Here is a 17,839-nt window from a genome sequence, read left to right as displayed (position 1 = left end):
CCAATCAACGGTTTTGTGATGACCGTCGCAGTCTTGATTCGCGTGTGGAATAAGCACGGCTTTGCACGCCTTCAAGGAAGAAATTGGCCACGACAAGGAGTAGCCCGTGGAAGCAAGGTTTGGTGTCGCCCTCGTTTCGCGTTTTTCCCCTCTTTCCCTTGCTGTGCATCTGAGCGTCGCCGGGCTGCTGTTCGGCGGGATCAGTGCCCCTGCGCTGGCCACATGCTCCACGGCCGGTTCAATCGTGACGTGTACGGGGGTGCCGCCACTGCCACTGGTTCCCAACGACTTCGCCAGTGCCACGAACAACCTGACGGTCAACGTCAACAGCGGCGCGCAGATGAACGCGACCCTTGGCGGGCATGTCATGGATCTGACGGGGGTCGGCATCACCCTGAACAACTCCGGCATCATGGATCCGGCAGTCCTTGGGCTGATATCGGTGTTGAGCGGCGGTGCATTTATCGGGAACGGCGCGACCAGCACGGTCAATGTGCTCAACAATACGGGCGCGATCATGCGCGGTACCGGCATGTTGCTTGGGCTTAACCTGACCAGCGTCAATGGCCTGGCCATCGCGGTGAACAACGCCGCTGCCGGCACCACCACCCTCACCAACAACGGCACCATCACTTCGACCGGACTCTCGATCGGTGGCATCACCCTGGCCGATACTCCGGTGATCGGCGTCTACGGTGGCTCGCAGGTCCACATGACCAACAGCAACACCGGTGTGATCAACGGCCGTATTGCCTTCGAAACCTCAGCGGCGGGCAACACCTTCACCAACGCCGGTGCGATTACCGGCGGTGTGTCGATGGGCGCGGGGAGCACCAACACCTTCACCGCGGTGACCGGTTCTTCGGTGCAGGTCGGTGACGGCGTGCAAGTCAGTGTCGGGCTTGGCGGCCTGATCAACATCAACCTGACGTTCGCTCCGACCGGCACGGTCGATGGTGGTTTGGGCGGCACCAACAGTCTGATCCTGCAAAACCCGGCCGGCGTCGGCGGCGGTATCACCGGGACTGGCACGGCGTCGAGCGCCACCTACGTCAACTTCAACAACCTGACCCTCAACAGCGGCACCTGGACCTTGCAGGGGCCACTGGTCAGCGGTGCGACCACGCTCAACGGCGGTATCGCCAATTTCAACAACAACGCCACCTTCGGCAGCGGCGTGCTCACGTCCAACGGCGGGATTCTGCAGGCCAGTAATGCCGGGTTGAACATCAGCAACCTGATCTCCCTCGGCGCTGGCGGCGTGACGGTGCAAGGCACTAACGCGACCACGCTGAGCGGGGTGATTTCCGGCAGCGGTGGCCTGACCAAACTCGACGCCAGCCAGTTGAACCTCAGCGCTGCCAACACCTATCTGGGCAACACCACGCTCAATGGCGGCACCGTGCAGGTCAGCAACAATCAGGCGTTCAGCACCGGCACCCTCAACGTCACCGGCGCGACAACCTTGAGCGCGCCGGGCACGATCAGCCTCGCCAACGCCATCAGCCTCGGCGGCACATTGACCGCCGGCGGCACTGGCGCACTGACGCTCGGCGGCTTGATCAGCGGCAGCAGCGGCCTGACCAAAACCGGCAGCGGCAGCCTGACCCTCAGCGGCGCCAACTCCGGTTTCACCGGCACCACCACACTCAGTGCCGGCAGCCTGCTGGTGACCAATAACAACTCGCTGGGCAGCGGTGCGCTGAACACCGCCGCCGGCACCAGCCTCGACAGCACCGCCAACGTGACGCTGGCCAATAACATCGGCATGACCGGCGCGCTCAACGTGCTCGGCAGCAATGCGCTGACCCTCGGCGGCGTGTTGAGCGGCACCGGCGGCATCACCAAAAGCGGCACCGCCAGCCTGACCCTGACCGGCAACAACAGCAACTCAGGCAACACCGCCCTCAATGCCGGCACGTTGTTCGTTGGCAGCAACACCGCGCTGGGTACCGGCGCACTGAGTGCGGCGGCCGGCACTGTGCTGGATGCGACTGCTGCGGTGACACTGGCGAATGCCGTCGCACTGGCCGGCGGCGTGACCATTGGCGGCACCCAGGCATTGGGCTTGAGCGGCGTCGTCAGCGGCGCCGGCAACCTGATCAAGAGCGGCACGGCGAACCTGAGCCTCAGCGGCAACAACACCTTCTCCGGCGGCACCGCACTGAATGCCGGCACGCTGATTGTCGGCTCCAACACCGCGCTCGGCACTGGCGCGCTGACCACGGCGGCGGGCACCACGCTCGACGCCAGCACCGCAGTCGCACTGACCAACGCGGTCTCGCTCGGCGGCAATCTGAACGTCGGCGGCAGCGCCAACCTGACCCTCGGCGGCATCGTCAGCGGTAGCGGCGGGCTGACCAAAAACGGCGCGGCCAACCTGATTCTCAACGGCGCCAACACCTTTCTCGGTGCCATTGCGCTGAACGCCGGTACGATCACCGCAGGCGCCAACGCGGCGCTGGGTAGCGGCAACATCACCGTGGGCGGTGTAGCTACCCTGGACAGTAATGCGGCGGTGACCCTGAACAACGCCGTCATCCTCAACAACAGCCTGGGGATCGGCGGTAGTAACGCGCTGACCCTCGGCGGGGTGATCAGCGGCGCCAGCCAACTGGTGAAAAACGGCGCCGCCAATCTCACTCTGACCGGCACCAATACATACAGCGGTGGCACCACGCTGAATGCCGGCAGCCTGACCGTCGGCAACGGCGCCGCATTGGGCACCGGCGCGTTGTCGGTGGAAGGTGCGGGCACGCTCAACAGCAGCTCCGCCGTGACCCTGAGCAACAACGTGATTCTCAACGCCAACCTCACCGCCGGCGGCGCCAACGCGCTGACCCTCGGCGGGGTGATCAGTGGCAGCAATGGCCTGATCAAGACCGGTGCATCGAGTCTCACGCTTACCGGGAATAACACCTACACCGGCACCACCGCGCTGAACGCCGGTTCGCTGGTGGTCGGCTCCAACACTGCAATCGGTACCGGCGCACTCAACGCCTCGAACGGCACCTCACTGGATGCCAGTACCGCCGCAACGTTGGCCAACAATGTCAATCTCGGCGGCACCCTGACCCTGGGTGGCACCAACGCGTTGACCCTCGGTGGCGTGGTCGCCGGAATCGGTGGGCTGACCAAGAACGGCGCTGCCGACCTGATCCTCAACGGCGCCAATACTTATTTTGGCAACACCGCGTTGAACACCGGCAAACTGATTGTCGGCAGCAACAATGCGTTGGGCTCCGGTACGTTGAACGCGGCGGCCAACACCACGCTGGACGCCAACACGGCCGTCAGCCTGAACAATGCCGTGGCACTCGCCGGTGCCTTGAACATCGCCGGCACGGCGAACATGACCCTGACCGGCCTGGTCAGCGGCGCCGGCAGTCTGGTGAAAAACGGCGCGGCCAATCTGATTCTCAATGCCGCCAACAACTACCTCGGTGGCACCACGCTGAATGCCGGCACCCTGACTGTCGGCAACAGTTCGGCCCTCGGTTCCGGTGCATTGACCGTTGCCGGCGCGGCGACACTCGACAGCAACTCGCCGCTGGTCAGCCTCAACAATGCCGTCGCCCTGAACGCCGCACTGACTGTGGGCGGCACGCAGAACCTTACCCTCGGCGGTGTCACCAGCGGCACTGGCCAGTTGATCAAGAGCGGCGCGGCCAACCTGACCCTCAACGGCAACAACAGCTTCAGCGGCGGCACCACGCTCAACGCCGGCACGCTGACCCTGGGCAATGCCAACGGTTTGGGCAGCGGCGCATTGATCGTCGGCGGCGCGGCGACGCTGGATAACAGCGCTTCGTTCGGCATTGGCAACGCGATCACGCTGAACGCTGGATTGACCGTCGCCGGCAACAATGATTTGAGTTTGAACGGCATCATCGACGGTGCCGGCAGCCTGACCAAAAACGGTCTGTCGGACCTGGCCCTGGCTGGCAACAACACCTTCACCGGCGCGCTGAACATCGTCTCCGGCAGCGTCACCGCGCTCAACAACAACGCCTTGGGCAACACCTCCGGGGTCAACATCAGCGCCGGCGCCGGACTCAATCTGGGCAGCAACGCCAGCCTCGGTGCGCTGACGGGCAGCGGCAGTGTGCAACTGACCGGCAGCAACCTGCTGACCGTCGGCAGCGGCAACGTCACCAGCACCTTCGATGGCGATCTCAGCGGCAGCGGTGGCCTGGTTAAAATCGGCACCGGCACCTTGAACCTCACCGGCATCAATGGCATTACCGGCAACACCGCGATCAATGGCGGTACCGTCGATATCAGCGGTTCGCTGGCCAGTGCGCAGGTCAATGTGAATACCGGCGGCACGCTGACCGGTACCGGCTCGGCGATTGGATCGGTGAACGTTAACAGCGGCGGGCATCTGGCCTTGTCGTCGGGCAACCAACTGTCTGCCAGTGCGTTGACTCTCGCGGCCGGCAGCAATGTCGATGTGGCGTTGGCAACACCGTCGACCACCTCGCTGATGAATGTCGGCGGCAACCTCACGCTCAACGGCAATCTCAACGTCACCGATGCTGGCGGTTTCGGTGTCGGCGTGTATCGCCTGTTCAACTACGCCGGCGCCCTGACCGATCTGGGGCTGGATGTCGCCAGCGTGCCGGTCGGTTACGGCCTCGGCGATCTGGTGGTACAGACCGGCGTGGCCAATCAGATCAACATTCAAGTGTCGGCACCGAACGTCAACATCCGTTACTGGGACGGCAGCCAGACCATTGCCAACGGCGTGGTCGATGGTGGCAGCGGTACGTGGAATGCGGTCGGCACCAACTGGACCGATGCCAACGGTCTGGTCAACCAACCATGGGCCGGCGATTTCGCAGTATTCCAGGGCACCGCCGGCACGGTGACGGTGAACGGCACACAAGCGTTTACCGGCATGCAATTCCTCACCGACGGCTACAACGTGGTTAACGGCGCGGCGGGGCAACTCACGGCGGTCAACGGCACTGGCGGCACCACGTCGTTGCGCGTCGATCCGGGCGTGACGGCGACCATCAACGCCAACATCAATGGCAGCGGCATCCTCAATAAACTCGACAGCGGCACCTTGGTGCTGGGCGGTGCCAACGCCTATACCGGCGGCACGCAACTGGACGGCGGCAAAATCATCGTCGGCAGCAACACTGCACTGGGTACCGGCACGTTGACGGCGAACGCCGGTACGCAACTGGACAGCAACGCCGCAGTGACCCTGGCCAACGCCGCGACGCTCAACGGCAACCTGACCATCGTCGGCAGCAATGCGCTGACATTGAATGGTGTGATTGGCGGCACCGGTGGCCTGATCAAAACCGGCGCGGCCAACCTGACCCTCGGCGGCAACAACGCCTTCCTAGGCCCGGTGGCGCTGAATGCCGGTGGACTGATTCTGGCGTCGAACTCGGCGCTGGGTTCCGGCACGTTGAACGCGGCGGGCGGCACCACGCTGGATGCCAGCACTGCCGTGTCGGTGAACAACGCGGTCAATCTGGCCGGCAACCTCGGCATCGTTGGCACATCGGATCTGACCCTGGCCGGGACGGTCAACGGCGCCGGCAGCCTGAGCAAAAACGGCGCGTCGAACCTGACCCTCAGCGGCAACAACAACTTCCTCGGCGGCACCACCCTGAACGCTGGCACTTTGACCGCCGGCAGCAACTCGGCGCTGGGTCTGGGCAACCTGACCGTGGCCGGTGCCTCGGCGCTGGACAGCAACAGTGCGTTGAGCCTGGGCAATAACGTCGTGCTCAACGCCAATCTGAGCAACACCGGCAGCAATAACCTGACCGTGGGCGGTGTTGTCAGCGGTGCGGGGGGACTGATCAAGAACGGCGCGTCGAACCTGACGCTCAACGGCATCAATACTTACACGGGCGGCACCACGCTGAACGCCGGTACGCTGACGCTCGGCACGGGCGCGGCTCTGGGCAGCGGCGCGCTGACCGTGGCCGGCGCTTCGACACTCGACAACACCGCGCCACTGGTGCTGGCCAATAACCTCAACGTCAACGCGAATCTGGCGCTGGCCGGTAACAACAACCTGACCCTCGGCGGCATCGTTGCGGGCGCTGGCACGTTGACCAAAAACGGTCTGGCCGACGTGACCCTGAGCGGCAATAACACCTTCAGCGGCACTTTCGATGTGCTCGCCGGCAGCCTGACCACACTGAGTGGTGCGGCGCTCGGCAACAATGCCACGGTCAATCTCGCCGGCGGCGCGGCGCTCAATCTCGGCGCCTCGGGCAGCCTCGCCAGCCTCACCGGCAGCGGCACTGCGCTGATCGGCACGGGCAATACGCTGAGCCTGGGCGGCAACAATATCAGCAGCACCTTCGCCGGCATTCTCAGCGGCGACGGCAGTCTGACCAAGCTCGGCAGCGGCACCCTGACTCTCAGCGGCATCAGCGACCTGACCGGTGACACCAACGTCAACGCCGGCACTCTGCAGGTCAACGGCTCGCTGGCCAGCGGCAATGTGCTGGTCAACAACGGCGGCACCCTCGGTGGCAGCGGCACCTTGAGCGGTGCCGTGACGGTGGCCGATGGCGCTCACCTGGCGGGCGTTACCGGCAGCACGTTGAATGTCGGTTCGCTGGTGTTCAACGGCAACTCCAACTTCGACGTCGGCCTTGGCACACCGGTCGCAGGTGGCGGCAACGCGCTGGTCAGCGTCGGCGGCAACCTGACCCTCGACGGCACCCTCAACGTCAGCGACATCGGCGGTTTCGGCAGCGGCGTCTATCGCTTGATCGACTACACCGGCGGCCTGACCGACAACGGCATGCTGATCGGCAGCGTGCCGGGCAGCGTGACGCCGGGTGATCTGACTTTGCAAACCGCGCTGGCCAATCAGATCAATCTGCTGGTAACTGCACCGGGCGTCACCGTGCAGTTCTGGGACGGCAATCAGCTGGTCGCCAACAATTCGGTCGAGGGTGGCAGCGGCACCTGGGGTACTGGCACCACCAACTGGACTGACGTCAACGGCACCACCAACCAAGGCTGGGGCAATAACTTCGCGGTGTTCCAGGGCGCGGCCGGCACGGTCACCGTCAACGGCGCGCAAACCATCACCGGCCTGCAGTTCGTCACCAATGGCTACAGCCTGGTGAACGGCACGGCGGGTTCGCTGAACCTGGTCAACGGTTCGATGGGCAATGCCACGGTGCGGGTTGACCCGAATGCCACGGCAACCATCGGTGTCGCGCTCAATGGCAGCGGCACGCTGGGCAAATACGACACCGGTACGCTGGTGCTCAACGCAGCCAACGGCTACACCGGCGGCACGGCGCTCAATGGCGGCAAGATTGTCGTTGGCAACAACGCGGCGCTCGGCACTGGTGTATTGACCGCCGCCGATGGCACCGCGCTGGACAGCAACACCGCCGCGACCTTGGCCAATGATGTGGTGGTCAGCGGTGGCTTGACCGTCGCTGGTTCCAATGTGTTGACCCTGGATGGCGATGTCAGCGGCAGCGGCAGCCTGATCAAGACCGGTGCTTCGAGCCTGACCCTCAACGGCAATAACAGCTACAGCGGCGGCACGCAGCTCAACGCCGGCACGCTGATCCTCGGCAACAACAGCGCGATCAGCAGCGGTGCTTTGAACGTGACCGGCAACGGCAGCCTCGACAGCACCTCGGCGCTGCAGTTGGCCAACGCGATCAATCTGGGCGGGCAATTGACCCTCGCTGGCAACCAGGACACTACGCTGATCGGCGCTGTTACTGGCGCTGGCAGTCTGGTGAAAAATGGCGCGGGCGATCTGACCCTCAGCGGCGCCAACACCTACAGCGGCGGCACCACGCTGAACGGCGGCAGCACATTCGGCGACACCAGCAGCCTGCAAGGTGCAATCGTCAACAATGCCACGCTGACCTTCGAGCAGAATGCCGATGGCAGCTACACCGGTAACCTCACTGGCGCCGGCACGCTGAACAAAACCGGCAGCGGTGACTTGCTCCTGACCGGCAACAACGGTTTCACCGGTAACACCTCGGTGCAAGCCGGCAGCCTGCTGGTCAACGGCACGCTCAACAGTGCCAACGTCAACGTTGCCAGCGGCGCAAGCGTCGGCGGCAGCGGCCAGTTCGGCGGCGCGGTGCAACTGGCCAACGGTGCGACGCTGGTCGGTGGCGGCACAGCAACGCCGCTGTCGGTGGGTGCGCTTGCGTTGTCGTCGGGGACCAATCTGGACTTCAGCCTCGGCTCGGCAACCAGCTCGACCACCGTGGTCAACGTGGCCGGCAACCTGACCCTCGACGGCACGCTCAACGTCAGCAATGCCGGCGGCTTCGGCATTGGTGTCTATCAACTGTTCAACTACGGCGGCAGCCTGACCGACAACGGTCTGGTCTACGGCAGCCTGCCGGTGTCGGCGTCCAATCTCACCTTGCAGACGGCGATTGCCAATCAGATCAACCTGCTGGTGCAAGGCACGCCGGGTGAAGTGCAGTTCTGGAACGGTGACAAGACCAATCCGGATGGCAGCATCGGCGGCGGCAGCGGCGTATGGGGGCCAGGTACTAACTGGACTGATCCGAACGGCACTCAGGCACTCGCGTCGAACGGTCAGTTCGCGGTATTTGGCGGGCAGGGTGGCACGGTTACCGTGCAGGGCAATCAGAACTTCACCGGCCTGCAATTTCTGGCCAATGGCTACAGCCTGACCCCAGGTGCCGGCGGCACGCTGACACCGGTGAATGGACCGGACGGCAGCCTCGCACCGATTCGGGTCAACAGTGGCGGCAGTGCGGAAATCTCTGTGCCGCTGGTGGGCACTGGCGGCATCGAGAAACTCGATTCCGGCACATTGGTATTGAGCGGCGCCAACACCTACAGCGGTGGCACCACGGTCAGTGGCGGTACGCTGATCGGTAACACCACCAGCCTGCAGGGCAACATCCTCAACAACGCTTCACTGTTTTTCGTGCAGAACTTCAACGGTCAGTTCAATGGATCGTTGCGCGGGCTTGGCGCGATGGCCAAACGCGGCACCGGCACCTTGCTGTTGACCGGCGATAACCCGTTCAGCGGCACCGTGGCGGTCGATCAAGGCGTGCTGCAAGTCGGCAGCCGCAGCGCGCGGGCCTCGCTCGGTGGCCAAGTCACCGTGGCAAACGGCGCTGCGCTGAGCGGTAATGGCAGCGTTGGCTCGGTGGTCAACCACGGTGTGGTGCAATCCGGCGCCGAAGCGGGCACGTTGAGTGTCGCCGGCAACCTGACCAACGCCTCCGATGGCGTGCTGGCCCTGACCATCAGCTCGCCAACCGCCACGCCGTTGGCGGTCGGTGGCACAGCGACGCTGGGCGGCGGCTTGCAAGTCAACTCGCTGGCACCGTTCACCGGCAATACCGTGTACTCGCTGATCACCGCCGGTGGCGGTGTGGTCGGGACCTTCAGCGCCACAGACCTGCCGCAATACGCGTTCCTCGATTCGGCACTGGTGTATGACGCCAACGCGGTGAACCTGGTGGTCAGCCGCAATGGCAACTCGTTTGCCGATGTCGCCGCCACCAAGAACCAGCGCAACACCGCACTGGCGCTGATGCGCAATGGTGCGGCAGGGGCGACGTTGCAGAACGAAATCGTCAACCTCAGCGTCGCTGGTGCGCGCAGTGCCTTCGACAGCCTGTCCGGAGAAATCCACGCCAGCACCGCCAGCGCCATCCTCGAGGATTCGCGTTACGTGCGCGAAGCGGTCAACGACCGTATGCGCCAGCCGTCGTGCAGCGCAGCCGATGATCCACGCCGTGCATTGGCACCGAGCGACAACCAGCTGAGCAGCAACGGTTGCCACGGCGAAATGGTCGGCTGGGCCCGCGCACTTGGCGCTTGGGGCGAGTCGGATGGCGACAGCAATAGCGCCAGCCTCGACCGCAACCTCAGCGGCTTCATGCTCGGCACCGACAAGCAACTCGATGACCAGTGGCGCGTGGGCATGGCCGCCGGTTACACCCGCAGCGACCTCGATGCGCATGATCGTCGCTCGGATGCCACCGTCGAAAGCTACCACTTGGCGGCATACCTCAACTCGCAGTTCGATGCATTGGCGGTGCGCCTTGGCGCGGCGTACAGCTGGCACGACATCGAAACCAAACGCGACGTCAGCGTCGGGACTTACAACGACCGGTTGAAAGCTAACTACGACGCCCGCAGCGCGCAGGTATTCGGTGAAGTCGGCTACACGATTGAAGCCGCCGGGATTGCCCTGGAACCCTTCGCCGGCCTGGCGTACGTCAACTACGACAGCGACAAGGCCAAGGAAAAAGGCGGGGAGGGGCGTCTGAGGGCTGAGGCCGACCAGGACATCACCTTCTCGACCCTCGGCCTGCGCGCCGGCAAAGTCATCACCCTGGCCAACGGCGGGCAATTCACCCCGCGCGCGGCCATCGGCTGGCGGCATGCCTTTGGCGACACCAAGCCTGACGCCGACCTGAGCTTCATCGACGGCGGCGCCTCGTTCAGCACGCAGGGCGTGCCGATTGCCAAGGACAGCGCGATTGTCGAAGCGGGTGTCGACTTTCAGATCAGCCCGACCGGCAAGCTGGGCATTGGTTATTCGGGGCAACTGTCGAATGACAACAATGACCATGCGATGACGGTGAGCTTCAGCCTTGGCTTCTGATTAAGGGTCGAAGCACTTTTAGCCGCCCGTGAGGGCGGTTTTTTTTCAGGATCAAAAGATCGCAGCCTGCGGCAGCTCCTACAGGGGATCTATGTAGGAGCTGCCGCAGGCTGCGATCCTTTGATCTGTGGCTTTCGGTCCGGCTGTCCGGGCTCTGCTAGAATCGGCCCCATTAACTGCCAGAGAACTCCCCATGAGCGAGCCGATTCGTCTGACCCAATACAGCCACGGCGCCGGTTGCGGCTGCAAGATTTCCCCGCAGGTGCTCGAAGTGATCCTGGCCGGCAGCGGTGCGCAGAACCTCGATCCGAAACTGTGGGTCGGCAATGCCTCGCGCGATGATGCAGCGGTGTACGAGATCGATGCCGAGCGCGGTGTGGTTTCGACCACCGACTTCTTTATGCCGATTGTCGATGATCCGTTCGATTTTGGCCGCATTGCCGCCACCAACGCGATCAGCGATATCTACGCGATGGGCGGCGATCCGCTGATGGCGATTGCGATCCTCGGCTGGCCGGTCAATGTGCTGGCGCCGGAAGTCGCGCGTGAAGTGATTCGTGGCGGCCGCGCGGTGTGCGACGCGGCGGGCATTCCGTTGGCGGGCGGGCATTCGATCGATGCGCCGGAACCGATTTTCGGCCTCGCCGTCACCGGTCTGGTGGAAAAACGCCACATGAAACGCAACGACACCGCCACCGCCGGCTGCCTGTTGTACCTGACCAAACCGCTGGGCATCGGCATCCTCACCACGGCCGAGAAGAAAGGCAAATTGCGCGCCGCCGACGTTGGCGTCGCTCGCGACTGGATGTGCACGTTGAACAAACCCGGCAGCCGCTTCGGCAAACTGGCCGGTGTCACGGCGATGACCGACGTTACTGGTTTCGGTCTGCTTGGGCATCTGGTGGAAATGGCGGACGGCAGCCAGTTGACCGCGCGCATCGCCTATGACCGCGTGCCACGGCTGGACAGCGTCGAGTATTACCTCGATCAGGGCTGCGTACCCGGCGGTACGCTGCGCAATTTCGATAGCTACGCGAGCAAGGTCGGGCGTGTGCAGGAGCTGCACAAACGCGTGCTCTGCGATCCGCAAACCAGTGGCGGCCTGCTGATTGCCGTCACCCCCGAGGGCGATGCCGAGTTCCTTCGTGTCGCCGCCGAACTGGGTCTGAACCTGGCGCCAATCGGCGAACTGGTTGAGCGACAGACGAACGCAGTCGAGGTGATCTGATGCTCCGCGACTGCACTGACTACCGAGACATTTTCCTCAACGACCGGCCGCTGATGGATGCGCGTGCGCCGGTCGAGTTCGCCCATGGTGCGTTCCCCGGTGTGGTCAATCTTCCGCTGATGAATGACATCGAGCGGCAGAAGGTCGGCACCTGTTACAAACAGCACGGCCAGCAGGCGGCCATCGCCCTGGGTGAGCGTCTAGTTTCCGATGAGATTCGTGAGCAACGCATTCGCGGCTGGGTCGAGTTTGCCCGGGCCCACCCGGATGGCTATCTCTACTGTTTTCGCGGTGGCTTGCGTTCGCAGATCGTCCAGCAGTGGATCAAGGAGGAGGGCGGCATCGATTACCCGCGTGTTGGCGGCGGCTACAAGGCGATGCGTACTTTTTTGCTGGAGACCATCGATCAGGCCGTGGCGCAATGCGATTTCATTGTGCTGGGGGGCATGACCGGCACCGGCAAAACCGAGGTGCTGGCCCAGTTGCGTAATGGCCTGGATCTGGAAGGGCATGCCAATCATCGCGGATCGAGCTTCGGCAAACGCGCCACGGGGCAGCCGGGCAACATCGATTTCGAGAACCGCCTGGCGGTCGATGTGCTGAAAAAACGCGCTGCCGGGATCGCTCAGTTCGTGCTCGAAGACGAGAGCCGGATGGTCGGCAGTTGTGCCTTGCCGTTACCGCTGTACAAGAGCATGCAAGGTTTTCCGATGGTCTGGCTGGAAGACAGCATTGCCGATCGGGTCGAGCGGATCCTGCAGGATTATGTAATCGATCTGCATGCCGAGTTTGTCGCTACCTACGGCGAGGACGGCTTTGCGCTGTACGCCGAGCGGCTGATATCAAGCCTCAACAATATTCAGCGACGTCTGGGCGGCGAACGCCACCAGCGCATGTTTCTGCAAATGGAAGACGCGCTGGCCGAGCAAGCGCGCAGCGGCGCGGTCGAGCAGTTCCGTGGCTGGATCGAAGTGTTGCTGCGTGAGTATTACGATCCGATGTACGTGTATCAGCGCGAGAAAAAGAGCGCGCGGATCGAGTTTTCAGGGGAGAGTGGGGCGGTGATCGAGTATTTGCGCGAGCGGGTGAGTCAGAAAGATTCATAGTGTTTTTACCGACCCCATCGCTGGCAAGCCAGCTCCCACAGGGTTTTAGGGTGTACACAAATATTATGTATATCCACGATACCTGTGGGAGCTGGCTTGCCAGCGATGGGGTCGGTAAAGGTAACAAATGACTCAGGTCGGGCAGGTTTCCTTACCATGATCCAGCCCCTGCTTGTAGCTGTGGCTCTGCAAACTCGCCTTGCCGTTGTGCCAGGTCAGCGTCAGCACATACAGCGAATCAAAGTCATCACCCGACCAGTCGTCGGTGATGCTCTGCTTGCCGCCAACGGCTTTACCGGCAACCTTGTTGATCAATTCCGGCAGATAGCCGTGCGACCACGCCGTATAAATCGTCGAGTTGTGATACTTGTCGGCGGTCAGTTCGCGGGCCAGATCGCTGGTGTCATTGGCGGAAAACTCGATGTTCACCGGCAGGCCAAGCTTGATCGCCGCCGGGCTGATGGTCATCAGCGGGCGAATGTAGCTGTAGGAGTTGTCCAGCTCGCCTTCCTCGACATTGCGCGTCGGGTTGGCGGCGAACACGTAATCGGCCTTGCCGAATTTTTCCGGCAGCAGTGTCGACAGGTCGATCGCGCGGTTCAAACCCTGGCAGTTGAGCTGGCCGAGACCGCCGGCAGGTTTCTCGGCATGGCGCAGGAACACCAGGGTCTGCGTTCCGTCTACCGGTTGCGCGCGACTTTCGCTGGATTCCAGCGACAGCATTAACGCACTGACCGCCAGCAACGAGGGCAGTGCCACATAGGCGCGATGTTTGAAGCGTTTGGCGAATCTCATCAGGTTCGTCATGGAATAAGGGGTTCTTCAGCAAATTCGATTAAGGCTGACAAACCTTTACACCGCAGGCTCCCAGCACTGAGTGTTTTCCCTGTCGTGACCAGCTTCCTCTGCTCCAAAGACCTAGCTCAGAGTCCACTGAGGCCGATTTGGTTCGATCCCGCACTTTAGCGGCAACCTTCAACGGTCTGGTCGCAGCTTAACCACAGGATGTTACGGTTCATGTAGGCGCTGCCGCAGGCTGCGATCTTTTGATCCTGATTAAAGGCTCAAGATCAAAAGATCGCAGCCTGCGGCAGCGCCTACATTATGATCGGGGTTCAATTTGTGACTGGATGCTTCCCATGACCGATCTGTCCGCGTTCCCGATCACCCAGAAATGGCCGGCGCAGTACCCTGACTGGATTCAGCTCTATTCCTTGCCGACCCCCAACGGCGTCAAAGTGTCGATCATGCTCGAAGAAATCGGCCTGCCGTACGAGCCGCACAAGGTCGCTTTCGACCAGAATGATCAGTTGTCGCCGGAGTTCCTCTCGCTGAACCCGAACAACAAGATCCCGGCGATCCTCGACCCGCATGGCCCAGAGGATCAGCCGCTGCCGTTGTTCGAGTCCGGTGCGATCCTGATTTATCTCGCCGACAAAAGCGGTCAGTTGCTGGCGCAGGAAGGCGGGGTGCGCTATGAAACCCTGCAGTGGCTGATGTTTCAGATGGGCGGTATCGGCCCGATGTTCGGTCAGTTGGGGTTCTTCAATAAATTTGCCGGTAAGGATTACGAAGACAAGCGCCCGCGTGATCGTTATGTCGAAGAGAGCAAGCGTCTGCTCAACGTTCTCAACGGCCGGCTCGAAGGCCGCGACTGGATCATGGGCGAGCGCTACACCATCGCCGACATCGCCACGTTCCCTTGGGTGCGCAACTTGATCGGGTTCTATGAAGCCGGAGACCTGGTGGGCATTCAGAACTTCCCGAATGTCACGCGAGTGCTGGAGAAATTCCTCGCCCGCCCGGCCGTAATCCGCGGCCTGACCATCCCCTCCTGACACTACCTACCCCCTTGTAGGAGTGAGCCTGCTCGCGATAGCGGTGTATCAGTCGACATTACTATTGACTGATACACCGCTATCGCGAGCAGGCTCACTCCTACAGGGGATTTGCGGTGTTCTCGAGGATTATTGCGTACCCGGTAATGCACTCTTGATTGATCCAGGTTTGTACCGCAACCCCCGCAAGGCATAAGCTTCGCCCCCTACGACTTTCGTCTCATCTGCCGTTTTTTCAGGAAAGGCCCCATGTCCAGTCAGTTCCCCGAAGCACGTCCCCGCCGTCTGCGCCGCAATGCGAGCCTGCGCAGCTTGTTCCAGGAAACCGAATTCAGCCTGAACGATCTGGTCCTGCCGATTTTCGTCGAGGAAGAAATCGACGACTTCGTGCCAATCAAAAGCATGCCCGGCGTGATGCGTATTCCCGAGCGCAAACTGGCCAGCGAGATCGAGCGCTATGCCCGTGCCGGGATCAAATCAGTGATGACTTTTGGCGTGTCGCATCATCTGGACGGCAACGGCAGTGACACCTGGCGCGAAGACGGTCTGGTCTCGCGCATGTCGCGCATTGCCAAGGACGCCGTGCCGGAAATGATCGTGATGTCCGACACCTGCTTCTGCGAGTACACCGATCACGGCCACTGCGGCGTGATGCACCACCATGAAGTCGACAATGACCAGACCCTGATCAACCTCGGCAAACAAGCCGTGGCAGCGGCCCACGCCGGTGCTGACGTGATCGCGCCGTCGGCGGCGATGGACGGCCAGGTGCGGGCGATTCGTCAGGCACTGGACGCGGCCGGATTCACCCAGATTCCGATCATGGCCTATTCGACCAAATTCGCCTCGGCGCTGTATGGCCCGTTCCGCGAGGCCGGTGGCAGCGCGCTGAAAGGCGACCGCAAAAGCTATCAGATGAACCCGATGAACCGCCGCGAAGCGTTGCGTGAATCGCTGCTCGATGAGCAGGAAGGTGCCGACGCGCTGATGGTCAAACCGGCCGGCGCCTACCTCGACATCATCCGCGACATTCGTGAAGCCTCGAACCTGCCGCTGTCGGCGTATCAGGTCAGTGGCGAGTACGCGATGATCAAGTTCGGCGCGCAGGCCGGGGCGATTGATGAAGATCGTGTGGTGCGTGAAAGTCTGGGCGCGATCAAACGCGCGGGTGCGGATCTGATTTTCACCTACTTTGCGATGGATCTGGCCCTGGCCGGGATCTAGGCAACACTGCAAATCAAAACTGTAGGAGTGAGCCTGCTCGCGAAGGCGTTGTATCAGTCAACATTGATGTCGGCTGATACAACGCCTTCGCGAGCAGGCTCACTCCTACAGGGGATTTGTGGTGGGTCAGGGGCAGTTGAAGTAGGGCCGGATACCGTGATCGCGGAAGTAGCGCTCAATCACCTTCGGATCCGCACTGTTCTCCGCAATCGCCACATAGGTATCCGGTCGCAGCAGGTAAAAACCATTGCGCCCCAAACCCGCCGCCTCAAACGCCGGGCGCCAGTCGAACACATGCAGCGGCAAATGATGCTCGTGGCACCAGGCGATCATCTCGTCGCTGGTGTCGCCATACACATGCACTTGCCAGCACGGCTGGCGTAGCGGTTCGTAATTATCCCCCTCACCATCATGCGCCCACGGCAAGCGGTCGCCGCCGTGCACGTGGCCCGCAGTGCCCTGGCTCAGCGGCATGCCGCGATAGTTGAGGGTGACTTGCGACACGGTGCGAAAGAGGAACTCGCGGCTGGCTTCGAACGAGGCCATTTTCGGGATCAGAAACGGTGCCACGCGCATGCGCAGCAGATCGGCCAGACGACCCTCGGCGGTGACAAAACTGAAGACCTTGTCGGTGGTCGACACCAGCCGGCGCGCGAAGGCGATGCGCTCGGTTTCATAGCTGTCGAGCAGGCTCGTTTCGGCGCCGCCACTGAGCACCGCCGCCAGCTTCCACGCCAGATTGATCGCGTCGCCGATGCCCGTATTCATGCCCTGACCGCCTGCCGGGCTGTGCACATGCGCGGCATCGCCGAGCAGAAACGCGCGGCCCTGGCGAAAGTGTTCGGCGACGCGGTGATGCACGCGATAAGTCGAAAACCAGTGGACGTCCTCAATGTGCACTTTCAGGTGTTCGATGGCACGGCTGCTGACATCGGAAAACTCCAGGGTTTCGGCACGATCCGCGCGCTCGTCACGCACGGTGCCGATCAACCGTGCACGGCTTTCGCCGGCCAGTGGAAACACCGCGAGAAAGTCCGCTTCATCCAGATCCAGATGCAACTCGCCATTCAGCGCCGGCCCACTCGCCAGCACATCCGCGACATAGAAAATCTGCTGATAGGTGCCACCGGGAAATCCTGCATCGAGGCTTTTGCGCACCACCGAGCGGGCACCGTCGCAGCCTGCCAGATAACACGCCTGGCAGATTTCCTGTTCGCCATCGGGCAGACGCAGATGCGCGGTGATGCCGTCGCCACTTTCTTCGAAGCTTTCCAGCGTGTTGTTGCGTTCAACCGTCACGCCATAATCTTCGAGACGTTCGATCAGTAGTTTTTCGTGCTCATCCTGCGGAAAGATTTCGACGAACGCGTAAGGCGTCAGTCCCTCGCCGATGCGGTTCAGCGGCAACTGCGCAACCGGTTTGCCGTTGACCCAGAAATTCGTCGCCGCCACGCGATGGCCGTTGCGCACCACGGTGTCGGCCAGATCGAGCTGGCGATACAACTCCAGCGTCCGCGCCTGCACCGCCAGCGCCCGCGAGGTGGTGCCGGGCGCCGAGGTTTTATCGATGATGCGCACGCGCACGCCGAGTTTGCTCAGCCACAGAGCCAGCACCAGACCGGTGGGGCCTGCGCCGATGATCAGGACGTCGCTGCGGTTCATGGGATTGTCCTTCGTTTGCTGTGCAGCAAGTATGGATCAGAAGGAGCGGGTGGCCAGTTGATCGGCCAGACGGAAAAAGGCCCCGCAGCGGTGAGGCTGCGGGGCCTTTTTCGGGTGTTCGGCAGGAGGTTTTGGTGGCAGTGAAATTTGC

7 protein-coding genes are annotated in these 17,839 nt (G+C 62.4%); 5 read left to right on the top strand and 2 right to left on the bottom strand.

All coding sequences use genetic code 11. From position 1 onward, the window contains the following. Nucleotides 1-106 precede the first annotated feature (106 nt). The 3 genes from QOL84_RS09355 (at nt 107) to mnmH (ending at nt 12,964) form a co-directional block, all read left to right on the top strand. Entirely contained in the window at nt 107-10,630 is a 10,524-nt protein-coding gene (locus QOL84_RS09355; RefSeq protein ID WP_283437022.1) for an autotransporter-associated beta strand repeat-containing protein, read from the top strand. Nucleotides 10,631-10,823: 193 nt separating this feature from the next. Continuing rightward, nucleotides 10,824-11,858: a selenide, water dikinase SelD gene (gene selD, locus QOL84_RS09350; protein WP_129391816.1), complete on the top strand. Its 1,035-nt coding sequence runs from the start codon at nt 10,824-10,826 to the stop codon at nt 11,856-11,858. Further along, a complete protein-coding gene (gene mnmH, locus QOL84_RS09345; protein WP_283437021.1) occupies nt 11,858-12,964 on the top strand; it encodes a tRNA 2-selenouridine(34) synthase MnmH in 1,107 nt (368 codons plus the stop codon). The genes selD and mnmH overlap by 1 nt, the downstream gene beginning before the upstream one ends. Before the next feature lie 132 nt (nt 12,965-13,096). Here mnmH and QOL84_RS09340 read toward each other — a convergent pair whose 3' ends face one another. Then, entirely contained in the window at nt 13,097-13,771 is a 675-nt protein-coding gene (locus tag QOL84_RS09340) for a histidine phosphatase family protein (protein ID WP_129391822.1), read from the bottom strand. Between the two features lie 332 nt (nt 13,772-14,103). On the opposite strand from QOL84_RS09340, the gene QOL84_RS09335 reads away from it, so the two are divergent. Both QOL84_RS09335 and hemB read left to right on the top strand, forming a co-directional pair. Continuing rightward, on the top strand, nt 14,104-14,802 hold the full coding sequence (locus QOL84_RS09335; protein ID WP_283437020.1) for a glutathione binding-like protein: 699 nt from the start codon (nt 14,104-14,106) through the stop codon (nt 14,800-14,802). A 249-nt stretch (nt 14,803-15,051) separates the two neighbouring features. Beyond that, nucleotides 15,052-16,026, top strand: a complete 975-nt coding sequence (gene hemB / locus QOL84_RS09330; protein WP_283437019.1) for a porphobilinogen synthase — start codon at nt 15,052-15,054, stop codon at nt 16,024-16,026. 126 nt (nt 16,027-16,152) lie between these two features. Here hemB and QOL84_RS09325 read toward each other — a convergent pair whose 3' ends face one another. After that, complete coding sequence (locus QOL84_RS09325; protein ID WP_283437018.1) at nt 16,153-17,688, bottom strand: FAD-dependent oxidoreductase; 1,536 nt, start codon at nt 17,686-17,688, stop codon at nt 16,153-16,155. Nucleotides 17,689-17,839 lie beyond the last annotated feature (151 nt).

Origin of the sequence: Pseudomonas helmanticensis (genome assembly GCF_900182985.1) — a bacterium.
Classification (GTDB): Bacteria; Pseudomonadota; Gammaproteobacteria; order Pseudomonadales; family Pseudomonadaceae; genus Aquipseudomonas; species Aquipseudomonas helmanticensis.
This window is presented reverse-complemented; position numbering and strand designations above follow the sequence as displayed.

Coding starts and splice junctions, on each gene's coding strand:
- selD (WP_129391816.1), top strand. CDS start 10,824: ATGAGCGAGCCGATTCGTCTGACCCAATACAGCCACGGCGCCGGTTGC.
- QOL84_RS09335 (WP_283437020.1), top strand. CDS start 14,104: ATGACCGATCTGTCCGCGTTCCCGATCACCCAGAAATGGCCGGCGCAG.
- mnmH (WP_283437021.1), top strand. CDS start 11,858: ATGCTCCGCGACTGCACTGACTACCGAGACATTTTCCTCAACGACCGG.
- QOL84_RS09340 (WP_129391822.1), bottom strand. CDS start 13,771: ATGACGAACCTGATGAGATTCGCCAAACGCTTCAAACATCGCGCCTAT.
- hemB (WP_283437019.1), top strand. CDS start 15,052: ATGTCCAGTCAGTTCCCCGAAGCACGTCCCCGCCGTCTGCGCCGCAAT.
- QOL84_RS09325 (WP_283437018.1), bottom strand. CDS start 17,688: ATGAACCGCAGCGACGTCCTGATCATCGGCGCAGGCCCCACCGGTCTG.